This window comes from Microbacterium sp. PAMC22086 (genome assembly GCF_019443525.1).
GTDB lineage: Bacteria > Actinomycetota > Actinomycetes > Actinomycetales > Microbacteriaceae > Microbacterium > Microbacterium maritypicum.
This window is the reverse complement of record NZ_CP080380.1, coordinates 2,732,361-2,755,903: the sequence shown is the minus strand read 5'-3', so window position 1 is coordinate 2,755,903 and position 23,543 is coordinate 2,732,361. Positions and strand designations below refer to the sequence as shown.

The following is a 23,543-nucleotide window of genomic DNA, read 5'->3' as shown; positions in this document are numbered from 1 at the left end:
TCCACTCGGCCAGCATGGGCACATGACCGCCTTGCTGCCCGCGCCGCGCACCACAGCCGTGCCGACGGCGTGGGGGACCGCGCAGGCGGTCCGGCTCGACGGAATCGAACGATCGTTTCCGCTGGCGAGCGGACGCCGCGACGTGCTGCGCACTGTAGATCTCGACATCTCCGCGGGCGAGATCGTCGCCGTGGTCGGACCCTCCGGGTGCGGAAAGTCGACCCTGCTTCGCCTCGTCGGCGGCCTGGACGCACCGACACGGGGCAGCATCCGCCTCGATGACACGCTCGTCGCCGACGTCGACGAACGCACGGCCGTCGCATTCCAGGAGCCCCGACTGCTCCCGTGGCGCACGATCGCCCAGAACGTCGAGCTCGGCCTGCCACGCGGTACCGCCCGTCGTGCCGGTCGTGAACGCGTGCGCGAGCTGCTGCACCTGGTCGGCCTCGACCATGCCGCCGACCAGCGCCCGCGCGAGGTGTCCGGCGGCATGGCGCAGCGCGCATCCCTCGCGAGAGCCCTCGCCCGCAACCCCGGCGTCCTCCTGCTCGACGAGCCGTTCGGAGCGCTCGACGCACTCACCCGCCTGCGCATGCACGACTTGCTGCTGAAGATCCATGCCGCGGAGCCGACCACGGTTCTCCTCGTCACCCACGACGTGGAAGAGGCCCTCTACCTCGCCGACCGTGTGCTGCTGCTGCGCACGCTGGACGGAACCGGCACCGACGAGTCCTCCATCGCCCGCACGATCACCGTGCCGGGCCTCCGCCCCCGAGACCGCGCCGATCGCGGCCTCGCCGACCTGCGCGCCGAGCTTCTCGAAGGCCTCGGCGTCGACACCCACCACCGCACCGCCGAGGAGAACCGATGAGCATCACCACCCGCAGAATCATCCCCGCGATCGCGATCGCCGGGGCGATGATGCTCGTCGCCACCGGCTGCGTCGCCGGAGAGAACGCCGCAGCCACCGACACGAAGCCCACGTCCGGCGCAACCGAATGGTCATCCGACACGCTCTCGATCGACTTCGCCACCTACAACCCGCTGAGCCTCGTGATCCGCGACCAGGGCATCCTCGAAGACATCCTCGGCGACGACGTCACCGTCGAGTGGGTGCAGTCCGCCGGCTCGAACAAGGCCAACGAGCTGCTGCGCTCCGGGTCGGTCGATGTCGGATCGACGGCGGGATCGGCTGCGCTCCTGGCCCGGGCGAACGGCTCGCCGATCCAGGTCATCGACATCTTCTCGCAGCCGGAGTGGGCGGCGATCGTCGTCGGACCCGACAGCGACATCACCTCGATCGAAGACCTCAAGGGCGCCTCCGTCGCAGCCACCAAGGGCACCGACCCCTACTTCTTCCTGCTGCAGGCGCTCGAAGAGGGCGGTCTGTCTCTGTCCGACGTCGAGGTGCAGAACCTTCAGCACGCCGACGGCCGTGCCGCTCTCGACGGTGGTTCGGTCGACGCGTGGTCGGGTCTCGATCCGATCATGGCCGCGGCCGAGGCGGAGTCCGGCGACAAGCTCATCTACCGCAACGTCGACTTCAACACGTACGGCTTCCTCAATGCGACCGAGGAGTTCATCACGAACCACCCCGACCTGGCGCAGGCCGTCGTCGACGCGTACGAGCAGGCCCGTGAGTGGGCGCTCGAGAACCCCGACAAGACCGCGGCGCTTCTCGCCGAGGTCGCCGGCATCGACATCGGGGTCGCCACCACCGTGATCGAGGAGCGCTCGAATCTCGACGTGAGCGGGATCCCCGGAGACGACCAGGTCGCCGTGCTCGAGAAGATCGCTCCCGTGCTCGTGGAGTCCGGCGACGTGCAGGGCGGCAAGGAATCCGTCGACAAGGCACTGTCGTCTCTCGTGAACGACACGTTCGCCAAGAAGGCGGTCGACGGCGAGTGAGCGATCTCGACCAGCGGGTGATCGTCCCTGCGGACTCGCAAGACGCCCTCGACTTCGCCAGGGGAGAGCTCCGGCGCCCTGATCCCGTCGTTCGGCGCACGTGGGATCGACCCGCGGCGCGGATCATCGCCGGGCTCGTACTGCCGGCGATCATCGTGATCGTCTGGCAGGTCGTGACGACGAACGGAGCGATTCCGTCGTACCGTCTTCCCACACCCGCCTCTGTCTTCCAGGCCGGTGTCGAGCTGGCGCAGAGCGGGCAGCTCTGGACGCACATCGCCATCTCCGTGCAGCGCGTGCTGCTCGGATTCGCGATCGGATCCGTGATCGGGCTCGCCGTGGCCGGCGTGGTGGGGCTGTCGCGGCTGGGAGACGTGCTGCTCAGCCCGACGCTCGCCGCCGTCCGTGCGGTGCCCTCGCTCGCCTGGGTGCCGCTGCTGATCCTCTGGATGCAGATCGGCGAGGAGTCCAAGGTCACGCTCATCGTGATCGGGGCGTTCTTCCCCGTCTACACCACGGTCGCCTCGGCGCTGCGTCACGTCGATCCGCAGCTCGTCGAGGCCGGACGATCGTTCAGCCTGCGCGGATGGTCGCTGTTCCGCATCGTGCAACTGCCCGCCGTCGTGCCCTCCGTCATCTCCGGCCTTCGCCTCGCGCTCGCCCAGGCGTGGCTGTTCCTCGTCGCCGCCGAGCTCATCGCGTCGTCCATGGGCCTCGGCTTCCTGCTGACCGATTCCCAGAACAGCGGCCGGGTCGACCGCATCCTGCTCTCGATCGTTCTGCTGGCACTGCTGGGCACCCTCACCAACGGCATCCTCGTGCTGGTGGAGAAGTACCTGCTCCGACGATGGGTGTGAGCGTGACGGAGGCCCGGCTGCACGAGACACGCGTCTACGAGCCCTCGAACGAGTTCCCGCATGCGAACGTCACGGGGGAGGCCTATGCGCGCGCGGCAGCAGATCCCGTCGCGTTCTGGGAGGATGCTGCCCGCCGCCTCGACTGGTCGGAGCCGTGGCATACCGCCCATGAGTGGGAGCCGCCGATCGGCGACGCGGTTCCTGCGGCACGCTGGTTCGTCGGCGGCAGGCTCAACGTGGCCGCGAACTGCGTCGATCGACACGTCGATGCCGGCCACGGAGACAGGGTGGCCCTGCACTTCGAGGGCGAGCAGGGCGACCGCGTCGCGGTGACCTATTCCGACCTGCAGCAGCGGGTCTCCCGCGCCGCCAACGCCCTCGTCGCGCTCGGCATCCAGTCGGGCGACCGCGTCGTGATCTACCTCCCCGTTCTCGTGGAGACGATCGTCGTCACGCTCGCCTGCGCCCGGATCGGTGCCGTGCATTCGCTGGTGTTCGGCGGATTCTCGGCCGAGGCCGTACGCTTCCGCCTCGAAGACACCGGCGCGAAGCTGCTGGTGACGAGCGACGGGCAGTATCGTCGCGGCGTCGCCACCGTGGTCAAGACCACGGCCGACGTCGCGGCGGCCGGTCTTCCCGACCTCGAGCACGTGCTCGTGCTTCGGCGCACCGGTCAGGACGTGCCGTGGACCGACGGGCGCGATCTCTGGTGGCACGACGTGGTCGACACCGCGCCGTCTACCCACGAGGCCCAGGCGTTCGACGCCGAGCATCCCCTCTTCATCATCTACACCTCCGGCACCACCGGGAAGCCGAAGGGGCTCGTGCACACCTCGGGAGGGTATCTCACGCAGGCGAGCTGGGCGCACTGGGCGCACTTCGACGCGAAGCCGGACGACGTGCACTGGTGCACGGCGGACCTCGCCTGGGTCACCGCGCACACCTACGAGATCTACGGCCCGCTCTCGAACGGGCTCACCCAGGTCATCTACGAGGGGACGCCGGATTCGCCGCATCGGGAGCGCCATCTCGAGATCATCGAACGGTACGGGGTCACCGTGTATTACACGGCACCCACGCTGATCCGCACCTTCATGACGTGGTTCGGCGCCGAGCTGCCGGGCGGCCACGACCTGTCGACCCTTCGACTGCTCGGAACGGTCGGCGAGGCCATCAACCCCGAGGCCTGGATCTGGTTCCGGCAGAACTTCGGCCGTGACGAGCTGCCGGTGATCGATACGTGGTGGCAGTCGGAGACCGGCGCCGCGATGATCGCCCCGCTGCCGGGCGTCACGCGGCTCAAGCCCGGTTCGGCCTCGGTGCCGCTGCCGGGGATCGACGCCGCGGTGGTCGACGCCGACGGGATCGAGGTGGGCCCGGGGCGCTCGGGGACACTCGTCGTCCGCCGCCCGTGGCCCGGGATGGCCCGCACCGTCTGGGGCGACCCGGTGCGCTATCGCGACGCGTACTGGTCGGCATTCTCCGGTCACGGACGCTTCGGCGGCTTCTACGTCGCCGGTGATGGCGCGACCAGGGACGCCGACGGGCACATCTGGATCCTCGGTCGCCTTGACGACGTCGTCAACGTCTCGGGGCACCGACTGTCCACGATCGAGATCGAGTCGGCCCTCGTCGCACACGACACGGTCGGCGAGGCGGGCTCCTCCGGGGTCTCCGACCCCGTCACCGGTCAGGCCGTCGTGGCTTTCGTGACGCCTTCCGGTCGTGCCGACGTGAATCCGGCCGACCTGCGCGCTCAGGTCGCGCAGTCGATCGGTCCCGTTGCAAAGCCCCAGCACATCGTGGTCGTCCCCGATCTGCCCAAGACCCGGTCGGGCAAGATCATGCGACGACTCCTGGCGCAGTTGTGGGAAGCCGAGCAGGATCGACGGGCCGGTCGCGAAGCCCAGCCGCTGGGAGACACGACGTCGCTGCAGAACCCCTGGGCCGTCGATGAGATCGCCGATGTGCTCGCCGCCGCTGAACTGAGGACATCATGACGGAAGAACATCGCTTCGGATTTCGCACCAGAGCACTTCACGCCGGTGGAACCCCCGACGCCTCGACCGGGGCGAGGGCTGTGCCGATCTACCAGACGACGTCGTTCGTCTTCGACGACGCGGCGGACGCCGGCAACCTCTTCGCCCTGCAGAAGTACGGCAACATCTACTCCCGGATCGGGAACCCCACGGTCGCCGCTCTGGAGGAGCGCCTCGCGTCGCTCGAAGGCGGCATCGGCGCCGTCGCCACGGCCTCGGGCATGAGCGCGGAATTCATCACGTTCGCCGCTCTGGTCGGCGCGGGCGATCACGTCGTCGCCGCTGCGCAGCTGTACGGCGGAACGATCACTCAGCTGGACGTCACGCTGCGCCGCTTCGGCGTGGAGACCACGTTCGTCGCCTCGACGGACCCGGCCGATTTCGCCGCCGCGATCCGCCCGGAGACGAAGGTCGTCTACGTCGAGATGATCGGCAATCCGTCGGGTGAGATCGCCGACATCGAGGGGCTCGCCGCCGTCGCCCACGCGGCGGGTGTGCCGCTCGTGGTCGATGCGACGCTGGCGACCCCCTACCTCGCACGTCCTCTCGAACACGGCGCCGACATCGTCATCCATTCCGTGACGAAGTTCCTCGGCGGGCACGGCACCACGCTCGGCGGCGTCGTCATCGAGAAGGGCACGTTCGACTGGGGCAACGGCAAGTTCCCGCAGATGACCGAACCCGTCGACTCGTACGGCGGCATCAAATGGTGGGACAACTTCGGCGAGTACGGGTTCCTCACCAAGCTCCGCTCCGAACAGCTGCGTGACATCGGTCCCGCGCTCAGTCCGCAGTCGGCGTTCAATCTGCTCCAGGGGATCGAGACCCTTCCGCAGCGCATCGACGCGCACCTCGCGAACGCTCGCATCGTCGCCGATTGGCTCGCCTCCGACCCGCGCGTGGCGTACGTGACCTGGGCAGGGCTCGAAGGGCATCCGCATCATGACCGCGCGGCCAAGTACCTGCCGCTCGGACCCGGTTCCGTCTTCGCTTTCGGCGTCGCGTCGCCGGAGGGTCGAGCGGCGGGGGAGAGCCTGATCGAGAACCTGCAGCTCGCCTCGCACCTCGCGAACATCGGCGATGCCCGCACCCTGGTGATCCACCCGGCCTCGACGACGCACCGCCAGCTCACCGAGGAGCAGCTCGTCGCCGCGGGTGTGCGTCCGGACCTGATCCGCATCTCGGTCGGACTGGAAGATGCCGAGGACATCGTCTGGGACCTCGATCAGGCCCTCACCGCGGCGACAGGAGCGAACCGATGAGCGCGACCACCTCGGGCGATGCGTGCGCGCTGCCCTCCGTGACGGATGATGCTGCGGCCTGCACCCTCCCCGGTGCGGTGCCGACGATGCCGGGGCGGACCTGGATCGGGCCGACCCAGCAGGAGCGCTTCGGACTGCTGCGACGCGCGAAGTCGATCGCGATCGTCGGAGCGTCCAACAACCCCGCACGCGCGTCGTACTTCGTGGCGACGTATCTGCTCTCCAGCACGGCCTACGACGTGTACCTGGTGAACCCGCGCGAGACCGAGATCCTCGGACAGCCCGTCTACGCGACCTTGCGCGACCTGCCAGTGGTGCCCGACATCGTCGACGTGTTCCGTCGTCATGACGACCTTCCCGGCGTCGCCCAGGAAACCATCGAGGTGGGGGCGCAGACGCTGTGGCTGCAGCTCGGATCGTGGAACGAGGACGCGGCAGCGATCGCCGAGGGTGCCGGTCTCTCGGTGGTCATGGACCGCTGCATCAAGATCGAGCACGCGCGATTCCACGGCGGACTGCATCTGGCTGGCTTCGACACCGGCGTGATCAGCTCGCGCCGTCAGCTGCTCGCCCGATGAGACACGATCTCGACGACGCCTAGACTGGCGGCATGCCCCTCATCGCCCTCACCGGCGGCATCGCCTCCGGGAAGTCGACCATCGCCCGGCGCCTGGCAGAGCACGGTGCCGTGATCGTCGATGCAGATCAGATCGTTCGGGACGTGCAGTCGCCAGGCTCACCGGTTCTCGAGCGGATCGCGGAGGCCTTCGGCACTGCCGTCATCGCACCGGACGGCTCCCTCGACAGAGCCGCGCTGGGGGCGAAGGTGTTCGGCGATGCCGACCTCCTCACGCGGCTGAACGCGATCGTGCATCCTGCGGTGCGCGAGGAATCGCAGCGACGTTTCGATGCCGCCCTCGCCGACGACGCGGAAGCCGTCGTCATCTACGACGTGCCCCTTCTCGTCGAGGCGCGAGTGGACGACCCGTGGGATCTCATCGTGGTCGCGCATGCGCCTGCAGAGGTGCGTCGGCAGCGGCTCGTCGACCTGCGCGGGATGGATGAGAACGCGGCGCAGGACCGGATCGACGCCCAGGTCTCCGATGACCGCCGCCTCGCGATCGCCGACGTCGTGATCGATACCTCCGACACCCTGGAGCGCACGCTCGAGCAGACGGACGCCCTCTGGGAGCGGATCAGCGAACAGTGACCTTCTCCGGTCACGCGCCGGGTTCGCGCGAGTATCGGCGTCTGATCGTCGGCCTCTTCTTCGCAGGCATCGCGACGTTCGCGCAGCTGTACTCCGCCCAGGCCGTCCTGCCGCAGATCTCGTCCGACCTCTCCGTCAGCCCGGCCACGGCGGCCCTGAGCGTGTCGGCGGCCACCCTCGGTCTGGCACTGGCCGTCATCCCCTGGTCGGTCGTGGCCGATCGCATCGGTCGGGTGCCGGCGATGGCCACGGGCGTTCTCACGGCGACGGTGCTGGGGCTCTCCGCGCCGTTGAGCGGCGAGATCATCACGCTGCTGTCCCTCCGATTCGCGGAGGGAGTGGCACTGGGCGCCGTGCCGGCTGTGGCCCTGGCCTACCTCAGCGAGGAGGTCGAGGCACGCCACGCCGCCGCAGCCGCAGGGAGCTACATCGCCGGAACCACAGTAGGCGGACTCCTCGGCCGCATCGCGTCGGGGATCGTCGGGGAAGTGGGCGGATGGCGTGCCGGAATCCTCTCCGTCGCGCTGATGTGCGCGCTGGCTGCTGCACTGTTCCTCTGGCTCACGCCCCGCGCCAGAGGGTTCGTCCCCGGACGCCTGCGGGTGGACCGCGATCCCGGCATCCTGGAGAAGCTCCGCGCGCCGTTGCGCTCGTCGCTGCAATGGGCGCTGTATGCACAGGGCTTCCTGCTCATGGGGGCCTTCGTCGCGGTGTACAACTACCTCGGCTTCCATCTCTCGGCCGAGCCGTTCGCCCTGCCGGCCTGGTTGGTGCCGCTGCTCTTCCTGGCCTATCTGGCAGGCACCGCCTCCTCTCCGTGGGCCGGCGCGCTCGCCTCGCGGATCGGACGCTTCCCCGTACTCCTTTCCTCGATCGGTGTGATGGCCGCGGGTGCGGTTCTGCTGCTGGTGCCGATGGTGGCGATCGCGCTGCCGGGGCTCGTGCTCTTCACCGCAGGATTCTTCGGAGCCCATGCCATCGCCTCCGGGTGGACACCTGTCGCCGCCGGTCCTGCCAGCAGGGCGCAGGCTTCGTCCCTCTACTACTTCGCCTACTACGCGGGATCGAGTCTGTTCGGCTGGATGCTCGGTCTCGTGTTCGGGGCCGCGAGCTGGGGGTGGTTCGTCGCCGTCATCGTCGGGATGTGCGCGGCCGCCGCTCTCGCGGCCTTCTCGGCACTGCGTCGTGCGTCGAGCGGCCAGTCATCTGCCTGAGCACATCTCGTCATCGGGCGGCGGCCTCGATGTCGGAGGGGCGGCATACGCTGGAGGTATGCAACCCACGCGCAGTGTCCGACCCTTCGAGGTCATCAGCGAGTACGAGCCTGCAGGCGACCAGCCCAAGGCCATCGCCGACCTGGCGGCACGCATCAACGCGGGCGAGACCGACGTCGTCCTGCTCGGCGCGACCGGTACCGGAAAATCCGCGACGACGGCCTGGCTGGTCGAGCAGGTCCAGCGCCCGACGCTCGTGCTCGCGCACAACAAGACGCTGGCCGCTCAGCTCGCGAACGAGTTCCGCGAACTCATGCCGAACAACGCGGTCGAGTACTTCGTGTCGTACTACGACTACTACCAGCCCGAGGCCTACGTGCCCCAGACCGACACCTTCATCGAGAAGGACTCGTCGATCAACTCCGAGGTCGAGCGACTGCGCCACTCCACGACGAACTCCCTGCTGAGCCGCCGCGACGTCATCGTCGTCTCGACAGTGTCGTGCATCTACGGGCTCGGGGCGCCGGAGGAGTACCTGCGTGCCATGGTCGCGCTGCAGGTGGGGGAGCGCTACGACCGTGACGCGCTCATCCGGCAGTTCATCGCGATGCAGTACAACCGCAACGACGTCGACTTCTCGCGCGGCAACTTCCGTGTGCGCGGCGACACCATCGAGATCATCCCCGTCTACGAAGAGCACGCCATCCGCATCGAGCTGTTCGGCGACGAGATCGAGGCGCTGTACTCGCTCCACCCGCTGACCGGAGAGGTGATCGAGAAGCTCGACGCCGTACCGATCTTCCCGGCTTCGCACTACGTGGCCGGCACCGACGTCATCCAGCGTTCGATCGGCACGATCGAGGCGGAGCTGGAAGAGCGTCTGGCCGAGTTCGAGCGGCAGGGCAAGCTCCTCGAGGCGCAGCGTCTGCGTATGCGCACCACCTTCGACCTCGAGATGCTTCAGCAGCTGGGCTTCTGCTCCGGCATCGAGAACTATTCGCGGCATATGGATGGACGTGCGCCCGGCGAGCCGCCGCACACCCTGCTCGACTTCTTCCCGGATGACTTCCTGCTGGTGATCGACGAGTCGCACGTGACCGTGCCGCAGATCGGCGCCATGTACGAGGGCGATGCTTCTCGCAAGCGCACGCTCGTCGACCACGGCTTCCGCCTGCCGAGCGCGATGGACAACCGGCCGCTGCGATGGGACGAGTTCAAGAACCGCATCGGGCAGACGGTCTACCTCTCGGCTACCCCCGGGAAGTACGAGATGGGGATCGCCGACGGCATCGTGGAGCAGATCATCCGCCCGACGGGCCTTGTCGATCCGGAGATCGTGGTGAAGCCGTCGAAGGGGCAGATCGACGATCTGCTTGAGGAGATCCGCCTGCGAGTCGAGCGTGACGAGCGCGTGCTCGTCACGACTCTCACGAAGAAGATGGCAGAAGAGCTCACCGACTTCCTCGGCGAGCACGGGGTGCGGGTACGCTACCTGCATTCCGATGTCGACACGCTGCGTCGCGTCGAGCTGCTCAGCGAGCTGCGCGCCGGGGTGTACGACGTCCTCGTGGGCATCAACCTCCTGCGTGAGGGTCTCGACCTGCCAGAGGTGTCCCTTGTCGCGATCCTCGACGCCGACAAGGAGGGCTTCCTGCGTTCGGGCACCTCCCTCATCCAGACCATCGGTCGTGCCGCTCGAAACGTGTCCGGCGAGGTGCACATGTACGCCGACAAGATGACCGACTCGATGACGAAGGCCATCGAGGAGACCGACCGGCGACGCGAGAAGCAGGTCGCGTACAACAAGGAGCACGGCATCGACCCGCAGCCGCTCCGCAAGCGCATCGCCGACATCACCGAGGTGCTCGCCCGTGAGGGTGCAGACACGGCGGAGATGCTGTCGGGTCGAGGCCGCGCGACGGGCAAGGGCAAATCGCCGACGCCCAACCTGCGGCGCACGGGTATCGCAGCCGAGGGTGCGCAGCAGCTCGAGGCGACGATCCAGGACCTGTCCGACCAGATGCTCGCCGCGGCCGCCGAGCTGAAGTTCGAACTCGCCGGGCGTCTGCGTGACGAGGTGCAGGATCTCAAGAAGGAGCTCCGCGCCATGGAGCGCGCTGGACACGCGTAGACGGGGGCTGGTCGATGGACGCTGCGGGGAACGAGCTGGCCGACCGGGTGCGTGCCTTGTTGGGGGCCGACACCTGGATCGAAGAGCGGCGCATGTTCGGCACCAGGGCGTTCCTCGATGACGGCCACATCCTCGTCGGAGCGCGTCCCGGTGGAGTCCTCCTGGTGCGCGTCGACGACGAGAACGGCGCGGCGCTGCTCACGCACCCCGGAGCCGCACGTGCGGTGATGGGTTCGCGCACGATGGGTTCGGGGTGGATCGACGTGGTGCCCGGTGCCATCGAAGACGACACGGAGCTCATATTCTGGCTCGATGTCGCCCGCGAGTCGACGGGCTCGGCGGTCGAGACGCCGGAGCAGGACTGACGCTATGGGCAGTGCACCAGGGTCTTGGGCCCGGTGCGGTCGATCTCGTGCTTCGTCATCGGAGCGCCGCAGAGCGGGCAGGCGCGCTCTGCGCGTTCGGCAGCGCTGGGCGGCGGGGTCTTCTCGTACGGACCGACGGATGCGGGACCCGCGAACCGGATGAGGTTCGTGTTCACCCAGGCGTACAACCCTCCTGCGTCGCGGATGCGAGTGCGGAGGGGTGGGCGATCGGAATCCTTTGCCATGTTCGTTAGTGTACTAACTATTAGTGCAGATGTATAGTCTCCCTTGTGACGGCATCCGACGACCTGCTCCGGCTCGAGAACCAGCTCTGCTTCGCCCTGGTGACAGCGGCGCGCAACGTCGTCGCCCTGTATCGCCCGATCCTCGAGCCGCTGGGCCTCACGCATCCGCAGTACCTCGTCATGCTGGCGCTGTGGGAGAGCGCCCCGCGCACGCTCAACGATCTGGCAGTCGACCTCGCCATGGAGCCGGCGACCGCATCGCCGCTGGTGAAACGGCTCGAAGCCGAGGGGCTGGTCGCACGTCAGCGCAGCAGCGAGGATGAGCGACGTCTGGAGATCACACTCACCGCAGCGGGGTCGGCCCTCCGTGATCGGGCGATCGACGTTCCGCACCAGGTCATGGCGGCGGTGGGCATGGGCGTCGACGAGATCGCGGCCCTTCGGGACGGTCTCGGCCCTTTCGCCGGTCGGCGCCCTGACCTCGACTGACGAGTCGTCTCACGGCGCGGTCGGGCCCGTGGCGGGGGAGCAGCCCCCTAGGGGTGGAGGCATGTCGCGCTCCGAGCCCTCGGTTCCGGAGGGGCAGCGTGCCGGTGAAGAACGGCATCGAACGAGGCTTCTGCTCCCGCTGCTCGCGATAACAGGTTTCTTCGCGACGATCATGTTCGCGGCGGCCACGCAGGGGATTCCGCAGTTCGGCGGGGGGCTGGACGACACCGAGGGGCGCACTGGCGAGGATGTCCTGCTGACCGCGCCGACGGAGACCGCACCCCCGCCGTTGGAGCCTCCGGAGGATTCGCCGCTGCTCGCGATCATCGGCACCATCCTCGCCGCGGTCGTCGTCGCCGCTGTGCTCGCGATGGCCTATCTCGGTATGCGGCTCCTGATCCGCTACCTCGTGGGGCTGTGGCGTGACCGCCCGCTCGCGCGCCGAGAGGCGGCGCAGGTCGCCATCCAGGTCGTGGCCGCGCCCGTGACGGATGTCGAGCCGGACGAGGCGACGATCCGACGAGGAATCGCGGAAGCCCTGCGGACGATCGACGACCGCCCCGTGCCCGGCGACAGCATCGTGGCAGCGTGGGTGGGCCTGGAGGAGTCGGCGGCGGACGCCGGTGCCGGGCGAGGACGCAATGAGACCCCGTCGGAGTTCACTGTGCGCATCATCGGTCGGCGCGCCGGAATCGCCGCCGACGTGGTCACCCTGCTTGCCCTCTACGAGCAGGTCCGCTTCGGTGGTCATGACGCCGACGAGAGCGATCGAGCCCGCGCCTCCCAGTGCCTCCGAGGCATCCAGGAGGGGTGGCGATGAAGCGACGGGTGCTGATCCTGGGGATCGGCGGCGTTCTCGCCCTGGCCGTGCTCCTGCTGCTCGCGCAGCTGGGCTTCCCCGTGCCGTTCGTGCTCGCGTGGATGATCCTCGTCGTCGCAGTGGTCGTCGCCTGCCGCCAGGAGTTCATCGAGGTCGGACCTGCGTGGCCTCCCGAGAAGCCCGGCCGCGACTCGCGCGGCTCCGAGGTGTCGCGCATGGCCTGGGCGATCAACACGCGTACGGGTGTGGCCGGCCACGTCGTCGTGCGCCGGGTGCAGGGCGTGCTGAGAAGACGCCTCGCCCTGCGTGGACTCGACCTCGACGACCCCACGCAGCACGCTCGCATCGACGCCCTCCTCGGTGAGGGGGTGCGCGACGCCCTGCACCGTCGCGAAGTGCAGCGCACCGACATCGAGATCGTGCTCGACGCGATCGAACGAATCCCGAACGACACGGAGGAGACCGGATGAGCAGCCAGGAGACCACCCAGATCGCCGAGACCGGGCGTCGAGTGCTCAACAGCGTCCGCGGCGCCGTCGTCGGGATGGACGAGCCCCTCACGATCGCCCTCGCTGCGATCCTCGCGGGTGGCCATGTGCTCTTCGAGGATGTTCCGGGGTTGGGGAAGACGCTCGCCGCACGGAGTCTGGCGTCGGCGCTCGGCCCCGACTTCCGTCGCCTGCAGTGCACTCCGGACATACTCCCCGGGGATGTCACCGGCTCGTACGTCTACGCGCCGGCCACCGGCGACTTCGTGTTCCGGCCCGGGCCGATCTTCACCGGGCTGCTCCTCGCCGACGAGGTGAACCGCACGACACCCAAGACCCAGTCGGCGATGCTGGAGGCCATGGCGGAGCATCAGGTCACCGTCGAGGGGAACAGCTTCCCGCTCCCACTGCCGTTCCACGTGATCGCGACGTCGAACCCCATCGAGTACGAGGGGACGTACGCGCTTCCCGAGGCGCAACTCGACCGCTTCATGGTGCGCCTCGCCGTCGGCTACCCCGCACCGGAGGACGAGACGCGCATCATCCTCGACCGCGTCCGCCGACAGAGTCCCGATGCGTCCGTCGATTCCGTCGTCGACGCGGCAGGTCTCCTTGCTATCCAAGCAGCCGTCGAGAGGATCCATGTCGACGCCGATGTCGCCAGGTACTGCGTGGAGCTGACGAAGTCCACGCGGGAGGCGACGCATGTCGCCGTCGGAGCCTCGCCGCGCGGATCGCAGTCTCTCGTGCTGCTCGGTCGCGCACTCGCGGCGCTGGACGGACGAGACTTCGTCCGTCCAGACGACATCAAACGCATCGCGGAGGCGGTGCTCGCGCACCGCCTCACGCTCACGCCTCAGGCGTGGGCACAGGGAATCGACCCCCGGACTGTCGTGGCCGCGGTGGTCGAGAGCACGCCCGTGCCGCCGACCGTGGCCGCGGTGCGGTGACCGAGCCGGTCCGCGTCACGGCGCGCTCCTCTGCGCGCTGGAGCCGGACGCCCGTGATCGCGATCGGCGTTGCCGGCTCGGCGCTCCTGGCTGCCGTGGGGCTCGTGTTCTCGCGGCCCGATGTCGTCGGCATCGGACTTCCGCTCGCCCTCGGGACAGCATGGATGCTGATGCGTCGGCCTCGGGATTCCACGATGTCGATCGAACTGCGTGCGCACGTCGAGGGTTCGGGAGACTCGTCGGAGGTACTGGCGGAAGTCGATGCGATCCTCGACAGCGACTGGGTCCAGGTGGCGATCGATCAGGAGGCGCGGCGGTCCGGGCTCGCCGATGCGCGACCGGGGCACTCCATCCTCCTCACCCGCAACCGCCTGCAGCACTCCGGTCCTGTGGAGCTCCTCGGAGTGACCGTGCGCGGCGTCGCGCTCGACGGCGCATGGGTCTCGGAAGCCGGCCCCCGCGTCGTGCTGGAATGGAACACCCCGCCCAGGCAGGTCCGGATCGGGCTGCTTCCGGTCGCTCCCCGGCTGACGGGTCTGCACGGCGCCCACGAAGGTGTCCGCCCCGGTCAGGGCGGTGACTTCCGCGACATCCATCCGTTCGTCCCCGGCGACGAGCTGCGCCGCGTCGACTGGCGGGCGACGGCTCGCGCGGCCCGTCGACCTGGCGAACTCCTCGTTCGACGCAGCACGACCCTCAGCGATTCCTCGGTGGTGATCGCCGTGGACACCGCGGAGGATCTGGGGACCGTGGTCGCCTCCTGGGGAGCGGACGACGCCGACCGGTCAGGAGTCACCTCGCTGGATCTCGCGCGTGAGGCTGCCCTCTCCATCGCCACAGCGGCGGTCGGTGTCGGTGATCGGGTCGCGTACCACGCGTTGTCGCCCGGCGGCCGCAGTCTTCCCTCGGGTGGCGGCCCGCGCCACCTCGCACGCGTGCGGGACATGATCGCGGCGACCGGACAGAGCGCGGAGGTGTCCCGGTACCGGCGGTCGCCGGTCGTGCCGTCGGGATCCATCGTCTTCGTGCTCTCGACGTTCTTCGACGGCGTCGCCGCTCAGCTGGCCACCCGGTGGCGGGCGGCGGGTCATGTCGTGGTCGCGGTCGATGTGCTCCCGATTCCCGACCGGAGTCGGCTCACTCGTGAGCAGCGCATCGCACTGCGCACGCTGCTCGCTGAACGCTCCGACATCCTCGTCGAGCTCCGACATGCCGGGGTCGAGGTCGTCGCATGGACGGATCCCGACATCGACGTCGCGATGCGGCTCGCTGCCCTTCGCCAGCGACGGATGCGGACGGTGCGGCGATGACGCGCGGTCTCCGTTCGTTCCGGGTGCGGGCCGCTGTTCCCGGGATCACCGTCCGCCTCCTGATCCTCGCGATCGTGTGGGGCGGCGCTGTCGTGCTCGTTCCCTTCCCCCTGTGGCAGGGGGTGGCGGTCGTCGCCGCTCTCGTCGCGGTGGCGCTCCCGCGATCACTGGCGGCGTGGTTCGGGGCCGCCTGCCTCGTTCTGGGCGTCCTCCTCACCGAATCGGATCCGGGACGCACAGCCCTCGCCGTGCTGCTCGTTCCCGCGATCCACGTCCTCGCATCGGTGAGTCTCGAGATCCCGATCTCCTCGCGCGTCGCCCTCGCCGTGCTGTGGCCGAGCCTTGCGCGCTTCCTCGTCGTGCAGCTGCTGGCGCAACCTGTCGTCTTCGGCGTGTGGGTGCTCGCGCCCTCGAACCTCGACCATGGGATCGCGGCGCTCGCCCCGCTCGCCGCCGTGGCGCTCGTGCTCGGGGTGCTGCTCGCGGTGCGAGCCGTGCGGAGGTCGGATGCTCCGCGGAAGGTGCCTCAGGTACAGGACTGAGGTGTGGGTCAGCGTCCTCGCGGAGCCAATGTCCGTGGCCCCTCGTAGACTTGTTCGGTGCCCATCGTCCCCGTTGCCCCCTCCGGAAAACTCAGTGTCCGCGGTGCCCGCGTCCACAACCTCAAGAACGTCGACATCGATATCCCGCGCGACTCGCTCGTCGTGTTCACCGGCTTGTCCGGATCGGGGAAGTCCAGCCTGGCGTTCGACACGATCTTCGCCGAGGGGCAGCGTCGCTACGTCGAATCGCTGAGCGCGTACGCGCGCCAGTTCCTCGGTCAGGTCGATCGACCGGACGTCGATTTCATCGAGGGACTGAGCCCCGCCGTCTCGATCGATCAGAAGTCGACGAACCGCAACCCGCGGTCGACCGTCGGCACGATCACCGAGATCTACGACTACATGCGTCTGCTCTGGGCGCGAATCGGCATCCCGCACTGCCCCGAATGCGGTGAGCGGATCCAGCGTCAGACCGTGCAGCAGATCGCCGATCAGCTCATGGAGCTTCCCGAGCGCACCCGCTACCAGGTCGTCGCGCCGATCGTGTCGCAGAAGAAGGGCGAGTTCGTCGACCTCTTCCGTGAACTCGGCGCGAAGGGATACTCCCGCGCGATCGTCGACGGCGAGCTCATCCAGCTGGCCGAGCCGCCCACGCTGAAGAAGAGCTACAAGCACGACATCGCGGTGGTCGTCGACCGTCTCGTCGCCTCCGACGACATCCTCGGACGCGTCACCGACTCGGTCGAGACCGCTCTGGGCCTCGCCGGCGGCGTGGTGCAGATCAACTACGTCGACGGCGAAGGCGACGACGCCTGGCAGACCTTCTCCGAGAAGCTGGCGTGCCCGAACGGGCACGCGCTCACGCTCACCGAGATCGAACCGCGCACGTTCTCGTTCAACGCGCCTTTCGGCGCCTGCCCCGCCTGCTCCGGACTCGGCACGCGCATGTCTGTCGACGTCGACCTGATGCTCGGCGATGAAGACCTCTCGATCCGCGAAGGTGTCATCATCCCGTGGACCACTCAGGGCAAGGGACTGTTCCAGTACTACGAACGCCTGCTGGAGGGGCTCTCGAACGACCTCGATTTCTCGCTGGACACCCCCTGGCGCAAACTCCACTCCGATGTGCAGAACGCGGTGCTGCGCGGCGAGAACTACAAGGTCTCCGTCAAGTGGAAGAACCGCTACGGCCGAGAGATGCGGTACACATCCGGGTTCGAGGGCGTGGTGCCGTACATCGAGCGGCAGTACCTGCAGGCCGAGTCCGACAACCAGCGCAATCGCTGGGGCGAGTACCTCCGCGAGGTGCCGTGCCCGGTGTGCGACGGCAACCGTCTCAAGCCGGAGGTCCTCGCCGTGCAGGTGCACGGTCACTCGATCGCCGAGGTCTCGCATCTCAGCCTGGCCGACGCGCGCGCCTTCATGGAGACCCTCACGCTCACCGACCGTGAGGCGAAGATCGCCGCGCAGGTGCTTCGCGAGATCCGTCTCCGTCTCGACTTCCTGCTGCAGGTCGGTCTGTCCTACCTCAACCTCAGTCGCTCGGCGGGCTCGCTCTCGGGCGGAGAGGCCCAGCGCATCCGCCTGGCGACGCAGATCGGCTCCGGCCTGACCGGGGTGCTCTACGTGCTCGATGAACCGTCGATCGGTCTGCATCAGCGTGACAACCGCCGTCTGATCGAGACGCTGCTCGCGCTGCGCGACCTCGGCAACACGCTGATCGTGGTCGAGCACGACGAAGAGACCATCGAAGCGGCGGACTGGGTCGTCGACATCGGCCCCGGCGCCGGCGTCAACGGCGGCGAGGTCGTGCATTCCGGGCCCTATTCGGCCCTGCTCGAGGACCGTGCGTCGATGACGGGGGAGTACCTCTCCGGTCGCCGCGAGATCCCCATGCCGGCGAAGCGGCGCAAGATCGACAAGAAGCGGATGCTGAGCGTCGTGGGCGCTCGTGCGAACAACCTGCGCAACGTCACGGCCGACTTCCCGCTCGGCGTGCTCACCGCGGTCACCGGGGTCAGCGGCTCCGGCAAGTCCTCGCTCGTCAACGACATCCTCTACCAGGTGCTGGCATCGCGGCTCAACGGTGCGCGCACCGTTCCCGGCAAGCACACACGGGTGACCGGACTCGACAACCTCGACAAGGTCGTGCATGTCGACCAGGCGCCGATCGGCCGTACGCCGAGGTCGAACCCGGCCACCTACACGGGTGTGTTCGACCGCATCCGCACACTGTTCAGCGAGACGCCGGAGGCGAAGGTCCGTGGCTACCAGCCCGGCCGGTTCAGCTTCAACGTCAAGGGCGGCCGCTGCGAGGCATGCTCCGGCGACGGCACCATCAAGATCGAGATGAACTTCCTGCCCGACGTGTACGTCGACTGCGAGGTCTGCCACGGCAAGCGCTACAACCGCGACACGCTCGCCGTGCACTACAAGGGCAAGAACATCGCCGAGGTGCTCGAGATGCCGATCGAGGAGGCAGCCGACTTCTTCGAGCCCATCCAGGCGATCCACCGCTACATGAAGACGCTCGTCGACGTCGGGCTCGGCTACGTGCGGCTCGGCCAGTCGGCGACGACGCTCTCGGGCGGTGAGGCGCAGCGCGTCAAGCTGGCGACCGAGCTTCAGCGCCGCAGCAACGGGCGCAGCATCTACGTGCTCGACGAGCCGACGACGGGTCTGCACTTCGAAGACGTCCGCAAGCTCCTCGAGGTGCTGGGCGGTCTGGTCGACAAGGGCAACACGGTCATCGTCATCGAGCACAACCTCGATGTGATCAAGTCGGCCGACTGGGTGATCGACCTCGGACCCGAGGGCGGTTCCGGCGGCGGACAGATCATCGCCACGGGCACACCGGAGCAGATCGCGCGCATCGAGGAGAGTCACACCGGTCTGTTCCTCTCCGAGATCCTGGGTGAGGGGCGCTCCGCGCGGAAGGCCAGCTGATGGCCGACGTCCTGTCGTACAAGCCGAGGCCGGGGGAGATCCCCACCGACCCCGGCGTGTACCGCTTCCGCGACGCCGCCGGTCGGGTGCTCTACGTCGGCAAGGCGAAGAACCTTCGTCAGCGCCTCTCGAACTACTTCGCGCCGCTGCGCACGCTGCACGAGCGCACGCGGCGCATGGTGACCACCGCGGCCTCCGTCGAGTGGACCGTCGTGCCGACCGACGTCGATTCGCTGCAGCTCGAGTACATGTGGATCAAGGAGTTCGATCCGCCCTTCAACGTGCGCTACAAAGACGACAAGTCGTACCCGTTCATGGCGGTGACGCTCGCGGACGAAGCGCCCCGCGTGATCGTGACCCGCAACCGGAAGATCCCGGGGGCGCGGTACTTCGGCCCGTTCCCGAAGGTGTGGGCGGTGCACGAGACCATCGATCTGATGGTCAAGGCGTTCCCGATCCGTACGTGCAGCGACTCCAGCTACCGGCGCGCCATGCAGACGGGCAGGCCGTGCTTCCCCGGACAGATCGGCAAGTGCGGTGGTCCGTGCTCGATGACGGTGAGCATCGAGGAGCACCGCGCCATGGTCGACGACTTCGTCGCGTTCATGGCCGGTGGCGACGAGCGCTTCACCCGTGAACTCACCAAGCGGATGCTGGCGGCCTCCGCAGCGATGGACTACGAAGCGGCGGCGAAGTATCGCGACAAGCTCTCCGCGATCGAGGCGGTACTCGGCAAGAGCGCACTCGTGCTCCCCAGTGACGAGGATGCCGACCTGTTCGGCATCGCCGAGGACGAGCTGGCCGCTGCGGTGCAGCACTTCGTGATCCGCGGTGGCAGAGTGCGCGGTGTGCGCGCGCTGACGATCGAGAAGGAGATCGACATCTCCAGCGGCGAGCTCGTCGAGCAGGTGCTGCAGCAGGCCTACGGCGAGGCACAGGACGTTCCGCGGCGCATCCTGGTCCCCACCCTGCCCGACGACGCCGCGGAGCTCGAGGAGTGGCTGCGCGAGCGTCGGGGCAAGAAGGTCGAGATCGCGGTCGCACAGCGCGGTCAGCGTGCCGACCTCATGCGCACCGCGACTCTGAACGCGCAGCAGGCGCTCATCCGGCACAAGACCCGTCGCACCACCGACTATGTCGCGCGCACCCAGGCACTCACAGACCTGCAGGAGGCGCTCGGCATGGACGAGGCGCCCCTGCGCATCGAGTGCTTCGACATCTCGCACCTGGGCGGCACGAATGTCGTGGCGTCGATGGTGGTCTTCGAAGACGGGCTGCCCCGCAAAGATCAGTACCGATCGTTCAACATCGCCGAGACCACGGACGACACGGACTCGATGTACCAGGTGCTCCGTCGTCGGCTCGCCTACCTCGATCGTCCTGACGAGTCGGAGACGATCGACCCGACGACCGACGAGGTCGTCGCGGAAGACGTCGGCGAGGCGACGGTGCGCCGCAAGCCCCGTTTCGCCTACCCGCCTCAGCTGCTCCTGGTCGACGGCGGCCAACCGCAGGTCGAAGCTGCGGCGCGAGCGCTGCGCGATGCCGGACACACCGAGATCGCGGTCTGCGGCATCGCCAAGCGACTCGAAGAGGTCTGGCTCCCCGGAGACGACTTCCCCGTGATCCTGCCCCGCACGAGTGAGGCGCTCTACCTGCTGCAGCGTCTGCGCGACGAGGCGCACCGGTTCGCGATCACACATCAGCGCAAGAAGCGGCGAAACGACATCGGTTCGGTGCTCGCCGAGGTGCCGGGGCTCGGCGCCGCGCGCATCAAGGTGCTGCTCAAGCACTTCGGCTCGGTCACCGCTCTGCGTGCGGCCGAGCCGGGGCAGATCGAAGAAGTCCAGGGAATCGGTCCCGTGCTCGCTCAGAACATCCACACGCACCTGTCCACTCGCTAGGCTGGAGGCCGAGGGGGAGAGGGAGCACTGAGCAATGGCTGACGGGGAAAAGGGCGAGTTCCTCATCGTCACGGGAATGTCCGGCGCGGGTCGGACGACGGTGGCGAACGCACTCGAGGATCTCGGCTGGTACGTGGTCGACAACCTGCCCCCGCAGATCCTGCGTCCGCTGCTGGATCTGACCGACATGGGCGGCACCGCCCTTCCGAAGGTCGCGGCCGTGGTCGATGTGCGCGGCCGCAATCTCTTCGATGACTTCCCCGGGGTGGCGCGTGCGCTGCGTTCGCGGGGTTCCGTGCGGGTGCTCTTCCTCGACGCGTCCGACGACGTGCTGGTGCGTCGATTCGAGTCCGTGCGCAGACCGCATCCGCTGCAGGGCGAAGGCACCCTGCTGGACGGCATCCGCATCGAGCGTGCCCGGCTCGCGCCGATTCGCGAAGCGGCCGACCTCGTCATCGACACCTCGACCCTCAACATCCACCAGCTCGCGACCCAGGTCTCCGACATCTTCTCGGAGGAGGGCCAGGCGCGCCATCGCGTCACCCTGCTGAGCTTCGGGTTCAAGTACGGGCTGCCGACCGATGTCGACATCGTCGCCGACATGCGGTTCCTGCCGAACCCGTTCTGGAACGAGGAGCTTCGAGGCTTGACGGGCCAGGACGAGGAGGTCCGGGACTACGTGCTCTCCCGCGACGGCGCGATGGAATTCCTGGATGCGTACTCCGCGGCTTTGGCGCCGGTGCTCGAGGGATATCAGCGCGAGAACAAGAGCCACTCGACGATCGCGATCGGCTGCACGGGGGGAAAGCACCGCTCCGTGGCGATGTCGGAGGAGTTGGGCCGCCGTCTGGCCGCGATCCCCGGCGTCGCCGTGAACGTCCGTCACCGGGACCTCGGCCGAGAGTAGTGGGCCGCCCGGCCGAGTAAGCTGGAGGTTTGCGTCGCGATCCGGCGCGTGAACGTGAAGGAGTGTCGTGGCACTAACCACCGACGTCAAGGCCGAGCTGGTCAGCATCCGCAATGCACCCCCGACGGTGCGAGTCGCGGAAGTGACCGCCATCCTCCGGTTCGCCGGCGGTCTGCATTCGATCGCCGGTCGTGTGGCCGTGGAGGCCGAGGTGGATGCCGAGACTCTCGCGCGCCGCGTCGCGCGTGACCTCGCCGAGATCTACGGTGTGCGACCCGAGATCGCCCAGGTGCAGTCGAGCACAGCGAACGACGGCGCCCGCTGGGCGGTGCGTGTGATCGCGCAGGGGGAGACCCTCGCCCGTCAGACCGGCTTGCTCGACCAGCGTCGGCGTCCTGTGCGGGGGCTGCCCAACCGGCTCACCACCGGCTCGCGCGCCGAGGTCGCGGGTCTCTGGCGCGGTGCGTTCCTCGCCGCGGGCATTCTGAGCGAGCCCGGACGCTCGGCGATGCTGGAAGTCGTCTGCCCGTCCTCGGAGGCGGCGATGGCGCTCGTCGGCGCCGCTCACCGACTCGGCGTCGCCGCCAAGGCGCGCGAGGTGCGGGGCATGCCGCGCGTGGTCGTGCGCGAGGGGGAGGCCATCCGCACCATCCTCAACGAGATGGGCGCCCAGAAGACCGCGATCGCGTGGGAAGAGCTCCGTCAGCGCCGTGAGGTGAGGGCCGGCGTCAACCGTCTGGTGAACTTCGACGACGCGAACCTGCGCCGTTCCGCGCAGGCTGCCGTCGCCGCGTGCGCGCGCGTCGAGCGTGCGCTGGAGATTCTGGCCGACGAGGTGCCCGATCATCTGAAGGTGGCCGGCGAGCTGCGTCTCGCGCACCGCGATGCCAGCCTCGACGAGCTCGGCCACCACGCCGACCCGCCCCTGACGAAGGACGCCGTCGCCGGCCGCATCCGCCGCCTGCTCGCGATGGCCGACAAGCGCGCCCAGCAGGAGGGCATCCCCGGAACGGAAGCCGCGGTTCCCGTCGGACTCGACGTCTGACCCCCGCACCCTTCGACGAAGACCCGCCGCCCGACATGAGGGCGGCGGGTCTTCGTCATACGGCGGAAGGATCGGGGACGCAGCCGTGTTGTCGTCAGTAGGATGGATCACGTCCGCTCTACGCCGCACATCGGCGGCGCGGAGGATCGGCAAGCGCCGCGGCGCGGCGCGGATTGGATGAAAGCGATATGGCGACCTACACGCTCCCCGACCTTCCCTACGACTTCGCAGCTCTCGAGCCGCACATCAGCGGCAAGATCATGGAACTGCACCATGACAAGCACCACGCGGCCTACGTCGCCGGCGCGAACACGGCGCTCGACCAGCTCGCCGAGGCCCGCGAGAGCGGCAACCTCGCGAACGTCAACAAGCTCGAGAAGGACCTCGCCTTCAACCTCGGCGGTCACGTCAACCACTCGATCTTCTGGACGAACCTCTCGCCGAACGGCGGAGGCCAGCCCGAGGGTGAGCTGAAGGCGGCGATCGATGAGTACTTCGGCTCGTTCGAGAAGTTCCAGGCCCACTTCACGGCTGCAGCGACCGGCATCCAGGGCTCCGGCTGGGCGGTGCTCAGCTGGGACTCGATCGGCTCGCGCCTGATCATCCAGCAGCTGTTCGACCAGCAGTCGAACACCGCGCAGGGCACGATCCCGCTGTTCCAGCTCGACATGTGGGAGCACGCCTTCTACCTCGACTACCTCAACGTCAAGGCCGACTACGTCAAGGCCGCGTGGAACATCGCGAACTGGGAGAACGTCGCCCAGCGTCTCGAGGTCGCCCGTAAGCAGACGAACGGCCTGCTGGTACTGTCGTAATCGGGTCGCGTCCCGACGGGCCACGGCTCGTCGGGACGCCCTCTTAGCCAAAAAACCCCGCGCTTCACGCTTGCTGGAAAGCTGCGTGCAGCGCAC

Annotated in this window: 22 protein-coding genes; 21 read left to right on the top strand and 1 reads right to left on the bottom strand. The window is 68.4% G+C overall.

Going from position 1 to position 23,543, the window contains the following annotated elements:
* The first annotated feature begins 22 nt into the window (after window positions 1-22).
* The 10 genes from KY497_RS13680 (at window position 23) to KY497_RS13635 (ending at window position 10,986) form a co-directional block, all read left to right on the top strand.
* Complete coding sequence (locus KY497_RS13680; protein ID WP_055872350.1) at window positions 23-871, top strand: ABC transporter ATP-binding protein; 849 nt, start codon at window positions 23-25, stop codon at window positions 869-871.
* The gene (locus KY497_RS13675; RefSeq protein ID WP_219869270.1) at window positions 868-1,908 is read left to right on the top strand and encodes an aliphatic sulfonate ABC transporter substrate-binding protein; all 1,041 of its coding nucleotides are present in this window, start codon (window positions 868-870) and stop codon (window positions 1,906-1,908) included. The genes KY497_RS13680 and KY497_RS13675 overlap by 4 nt, the downstream gene beginning before the upstream one ends.
* Complete coding sequence (locus KY497_RS13670) at window positions 1,905-2,765, top strand: ABC transporter permease (RefSeq protein WP_218682001.1); 861 nt, start codon at window positions 1,905-1,907, stop codon at window positions 2,763-2,765. The genes KY497_RS13675 and KY497_RS13670 overlap by 4 nt, the downstream gene beginning before the upstream one ends.
* Window positions 2,756-4,765, top strand: a complete 2,010-nt coding sequence (gene acs, locus KY497_RS13665) for an acetate--CoA ligase (RefSeq protein WP_219869269.1) — start codon at window positions 2,756-2,758, stop codon at window positions 4,763-4,765. The genes KY497_RS13670 and acs overlap by 10 nt, the downstream gene beginning before the upstream one ends.
* The gene (locus KY497_RS13660) at window positions 4,762-6,066 is read left to right on the top strand and encodes an O-acetylhomoserine aminocarboxypropyltransferase/cysteine synthase family protein (RefSeq protein ID WP_055872354.1); all 1,305 of its coding nucleotides are present in this window, start codon (window positions 4,762-4,764) and stop codon (window positions 6,064-6,066) included. Before acs ends, KY497_RS13660 begins: the two co-directional genes overlap by 4 nt.
* A gap of 86 nt (window positions 6,067-6,152) precedes the next feature.
* Window positions 6,153-6,644, top strand: a complete 492-nt coding sequence (locus KY497_RS13655) for a CoA-binding protein (protein WP_219870350.1) — start codon at window positions 6,153-6,155, stop codon at window positions 6,642-6,644.
* 32 nt (window positions 6,645-6,676) lie between these two features.
* A complete protein-coding gene (gene coaE, locus KY497_RS13650) occupies window positions 6,677-7,276 on the top strand; it encodes a dephospho-CoA kinase (protein WP_141386167.1) in 600 nt (199 codons plus the stop codon).
* A complete protein-coding gene (locus tag KY497_RS13645; RefSeq protein ID WP_219869268.1) occupies window positions 7,273-8,490 on the top strand; it encodes an MFS transporter in 1,218 nt (405 codons plus the stop codon). The genes coaE and KY497_RS13645 overlap by 4 nt, the downstream gene beginning before the upstream one ends.
* A 58-nt stretch (window positions 8,491-8,548) precedes the next feature.
* Entirely contained in the window at window positions 8,549-10,621 is a 2,073-nt protein-coding gene (gene uvrB, locus KY497_RS13640; RefSeq protein WP_127482217.1) for an excinuclease ABC subunit UvrB, read from the top strand.
* 14 nt (window positions 10,622-10,635) lie between these two features.
* Window positions 10,636-10,986, top strand: coding sequence for a TfoX/Sxy family protein (locus KY497_RS13635; protein ID WP_229778856.1), 351 nt, complete (start codon window positions 10,636-10,638; stop codon window positions 10,984-10,986).
* 2 nt (window positions 10,987-10,988) lie between these two features.
* Here KY497_RS13635 and KY497_RS13630 read toward each other — a convergent pair whose 3' ends face one another.
* A complete protein-coding gene (locus tag KY497_RS13630; RefSeq protein WP_141386165.1) occupies window positions 10,989-11,231 on the bottom strand; it encodes a hypothetical protein in 243 nt (80 codons plus the stop codon).
* A 45-nt stretch (window positions 11,232-11,276) separates the two neighbouring features.
* On the opposite strand from KY497_RS13630, the gene KY497_RS13625 reads away from it, so the two are divergent.
* The 11 genes from KY497_RS13625 to KY497_RS13575 all read left to right on the top strand — a co-directional run bounded on the left by KY497_RS13625 (window position 11,277) and on the right by KY497_RS13575 (window position 23,447).
* Window positions 11,277-11,720: a MarR family winged helix-turn-helix transcriptional regulator gene (locus KY497_RS13625; RefSeq protein ID WP_219869267.1), complete on the top strand. Its 444-nt coding sequence runs from the start codon at window positions 11,277-11,279 to the stop codon at window positions 11,718-11,720.
* Between the two features lie 61 nt (window positions 11,721-11,781).
* Window positions 11,782-12,540 carry a DUF4129 domain-containing protein gene (locus KY497_RS13620; RefSeq protein ID WP_219869266.1) on the top strand — a complete coding sequence of 253 codons (759 nt, stop codon included), beginning with the start codon at window positions 11,782-11,784 and terminating at the stop codon, window positions 12,538-12,540.
* Complete coding sequence (locus KY497_RS13615; RefSeq protein WP_258185700.1) at window positions 12,537-13,010, top strand: hypothetical protein; 474 nt, start codon at window positions 12,537-12,539, stop codon at window positions 13,008-13,010. Before KY497_RS13620 ends, KY497_RS13615 begins: the two co-directional genes overlap by 4 nt.
* Entirely contained in the window at window positions 13,007-13,978 is a 972-nt protein-coding gene (locus tag KY497_RS13610) for a MoxR family ATPase (RefSeq protein WP_219869264.1), read from the top strand. The genes KY497_RS13615 and KY497_RS13610 overlap by 4 nt, the downstream gene beginning before the upstream one ends.
* Complete coding sequence (locus KY497_RS13605; RefSeq protein WP_258185699.1) at window positions 13,975-15,288, top strand: DUF58 domain-containing protein; 1,314 nt, start codon at window positions 13,975-13,977, stop codon at window positions 15,286-15,288. Before KY497_RS13610 ends, KY497_RS13605 begins: the two co-directional genes overlap by 4 nt.
* Window positions 15,285-15,830, top strand: a complete 546-nt coding sequence (locus KY497_RS13600) for a hypothetical protein (RefSeq protein ID WP_219869263.1) — start codon at window positions 15,285-15,287, stop codon at window positions 15,828-15,830. Before KY497_RS13605 ends, KY497_RS13600 begins: the two co-directional genes overlap by 4 nt.
* 57 nt (window positions 15,831-15,887) lie before the next feature.
* Window positions 15,888-18,776, top strand: coding sequence for an excinuclease ABC subunit UvrA (gene uvrA, locus KY497_RS13595; RefSeq protein WP_219869262.1), 2,889 nt, complete (start codon window positions 15,888-15,890; stop codon window positions 18,774-18,776).
* Entirely contained in the window at window positions 18,776-20,680 is a 1,905-nt protein-coding gene (gene uvrC, locus KY497_RS13590; protein ID WP_055867479.1) for an excinuclease ABC subunit UvrC, read from the top strand. Before uvrA ends, uvrC begins: the two co-directional genes overlap by 1 nt.
* A 34-nt stretch (window positions 20,681-20,714) precedes the next feature.
* Complete coding sequence (gene rapZ / locus KY497_RS13585; RefSeq protein ID WP_017830284.1) at window positions 20,715-21,587, top strand: RNase adapter RapZ; 873 nt, start codon at window positions 20,715-20,717, stop codon at window positions 21,585-21,587.
* Window positions 21,588-21,654: 67 nt separating this feature from the next.
* The gene (gene whiA / locus KY497_RS13580) at window positions 21,655-22,632 is read left to right on the top strand and encodes a DNA-binding protein WhiA (protein WP_219869261.1); all 978 of its coding nucleotides are present in this window, start codon (window positions 21,655-21,657) and stop codon (window positions 22,630-22,632) included.
* Between the two features lie 188 nt (window positions 22,633-22,820).
* Complete coding sequence (locus KY497_RS13575) at window positions 22,821-23,447, top strand: superoxide dismutase (protein ID WP_017830287.1); 627 nt, start codon at window positions 22,821-22,823, stop codon at window positions 23,445-23,447.
* Window positions 23,448-23,543: the final 96 nt, after the last annotated feature.

Bases quoted from the DNA above. Each gene is read 5' to 3' on its own strand.
- KY497_RS13675 (WP_219869270.1), top strand. From the start codon at position 868: ATGAGCATCACCACCCGCAGAATCATCCCCGCGATCGCGATCGCCGGG.
- KY497_RS13600 (WP_219869263.1), top strand. From the start codon at position 15,285: ATGACGCGCGGTCTCCGTTCGTTCCGGGTGCGGGCCGCTGTTCCCGGG.
- KY497_RS13575 (WP_017830287.1), top strand. From the start codon at position 22,821: ATGGCGACCTACACGCTCCCCGACCTTCCCTACGACTTCGCAGCTCTC.
- KY497_RS13655 (WP_219870350.1), top strand. From the start codon at position 6,153: ATGCCGGGGCGGACCTGGATCGGGCCGACCCAGCAGGAGCGCTTCGGA.
- KY497_RS13620 (WP_219869266.1), top strand. From the start codon at position 11,782: ATGTCGCGCTCCGAGCCCTCGGTTCCGGAGGGGCAGCGTGCCGGTGAA.
- coaE (WP_141386167.1), top strand. From the start codon at position 6,677: ATGCCCCTCATCGCCCTCACCGGCGGCATCGCCTCCGGGAAGTCGACC.
- KY497_RS13680 (WP_055872350.1), top strand. From the start codon at position 23: ATGACCGCCTTGCTGCCCGCGCCGCGCACCACAGCCGTGCCGACGGCG.
- KY497_RS13610 (WP_219869264.1), top strand. From the start codon at position 13,007: ATGAGCAGCCAGGAGACCACCCAGATCGCCGAGACCGGGCGTCGAGTG.
- KY497_RS13615 (WP_258185700.1), top strand. From the start codon at position 12,537: ATGAAGCGACGGGTGCTGATCCTGGGGATCGGCGGCGTTCTCGCCCTG.
- KY497_RS13635 (WP_229778856.1), top strand. From the start codon at position 10,636: ATGGACGCTGCGGGGAACGAGCTGGCCGACCGGGTGCGTGCCTTGTTG.
- uvrC (WP_055867479.1), top strand. From the start codon at position 18,776: ATGGCCGACGTCCTGTCGTACAAGCCGAGGCCGGGGGAGATCCCCACC.
- rapZ (WP_017830284.1), top strand. From the start codon at position 20,715: ATGGCTGACGGGGAAAAGGGCGAGTTCCTCATCGTCACGGGAATGTCC.
- KY497_RS13630 (WP_141386165.1), bottom strand. From the start codon at position 11,231: ATGGCAAAGGATTCCGATCGCCCACCCCTCCGCACTCGCATCCGCGAC.
- uvrB (WP_127482217.1), top strand. From the start codon at position 8,549: ATGCAACCCACGCGCAGTGTCCGACCCTTCGAGGTCATCAGCGAGTAC.
- KY497_RS13660 (WP_055872354.1), top strand. From the start codon at position 4,762: ATGACGGAAGAACATCGCTTCGGATTTCGCACCAGAGCACTTCACGCC.
- acs (WP_219869269.1), top strand. From the start codon at position 2,756: ATGGGTGTGAGCGTGACGGAGGCCCGGCTGCACGAGACACGCGTCTAC.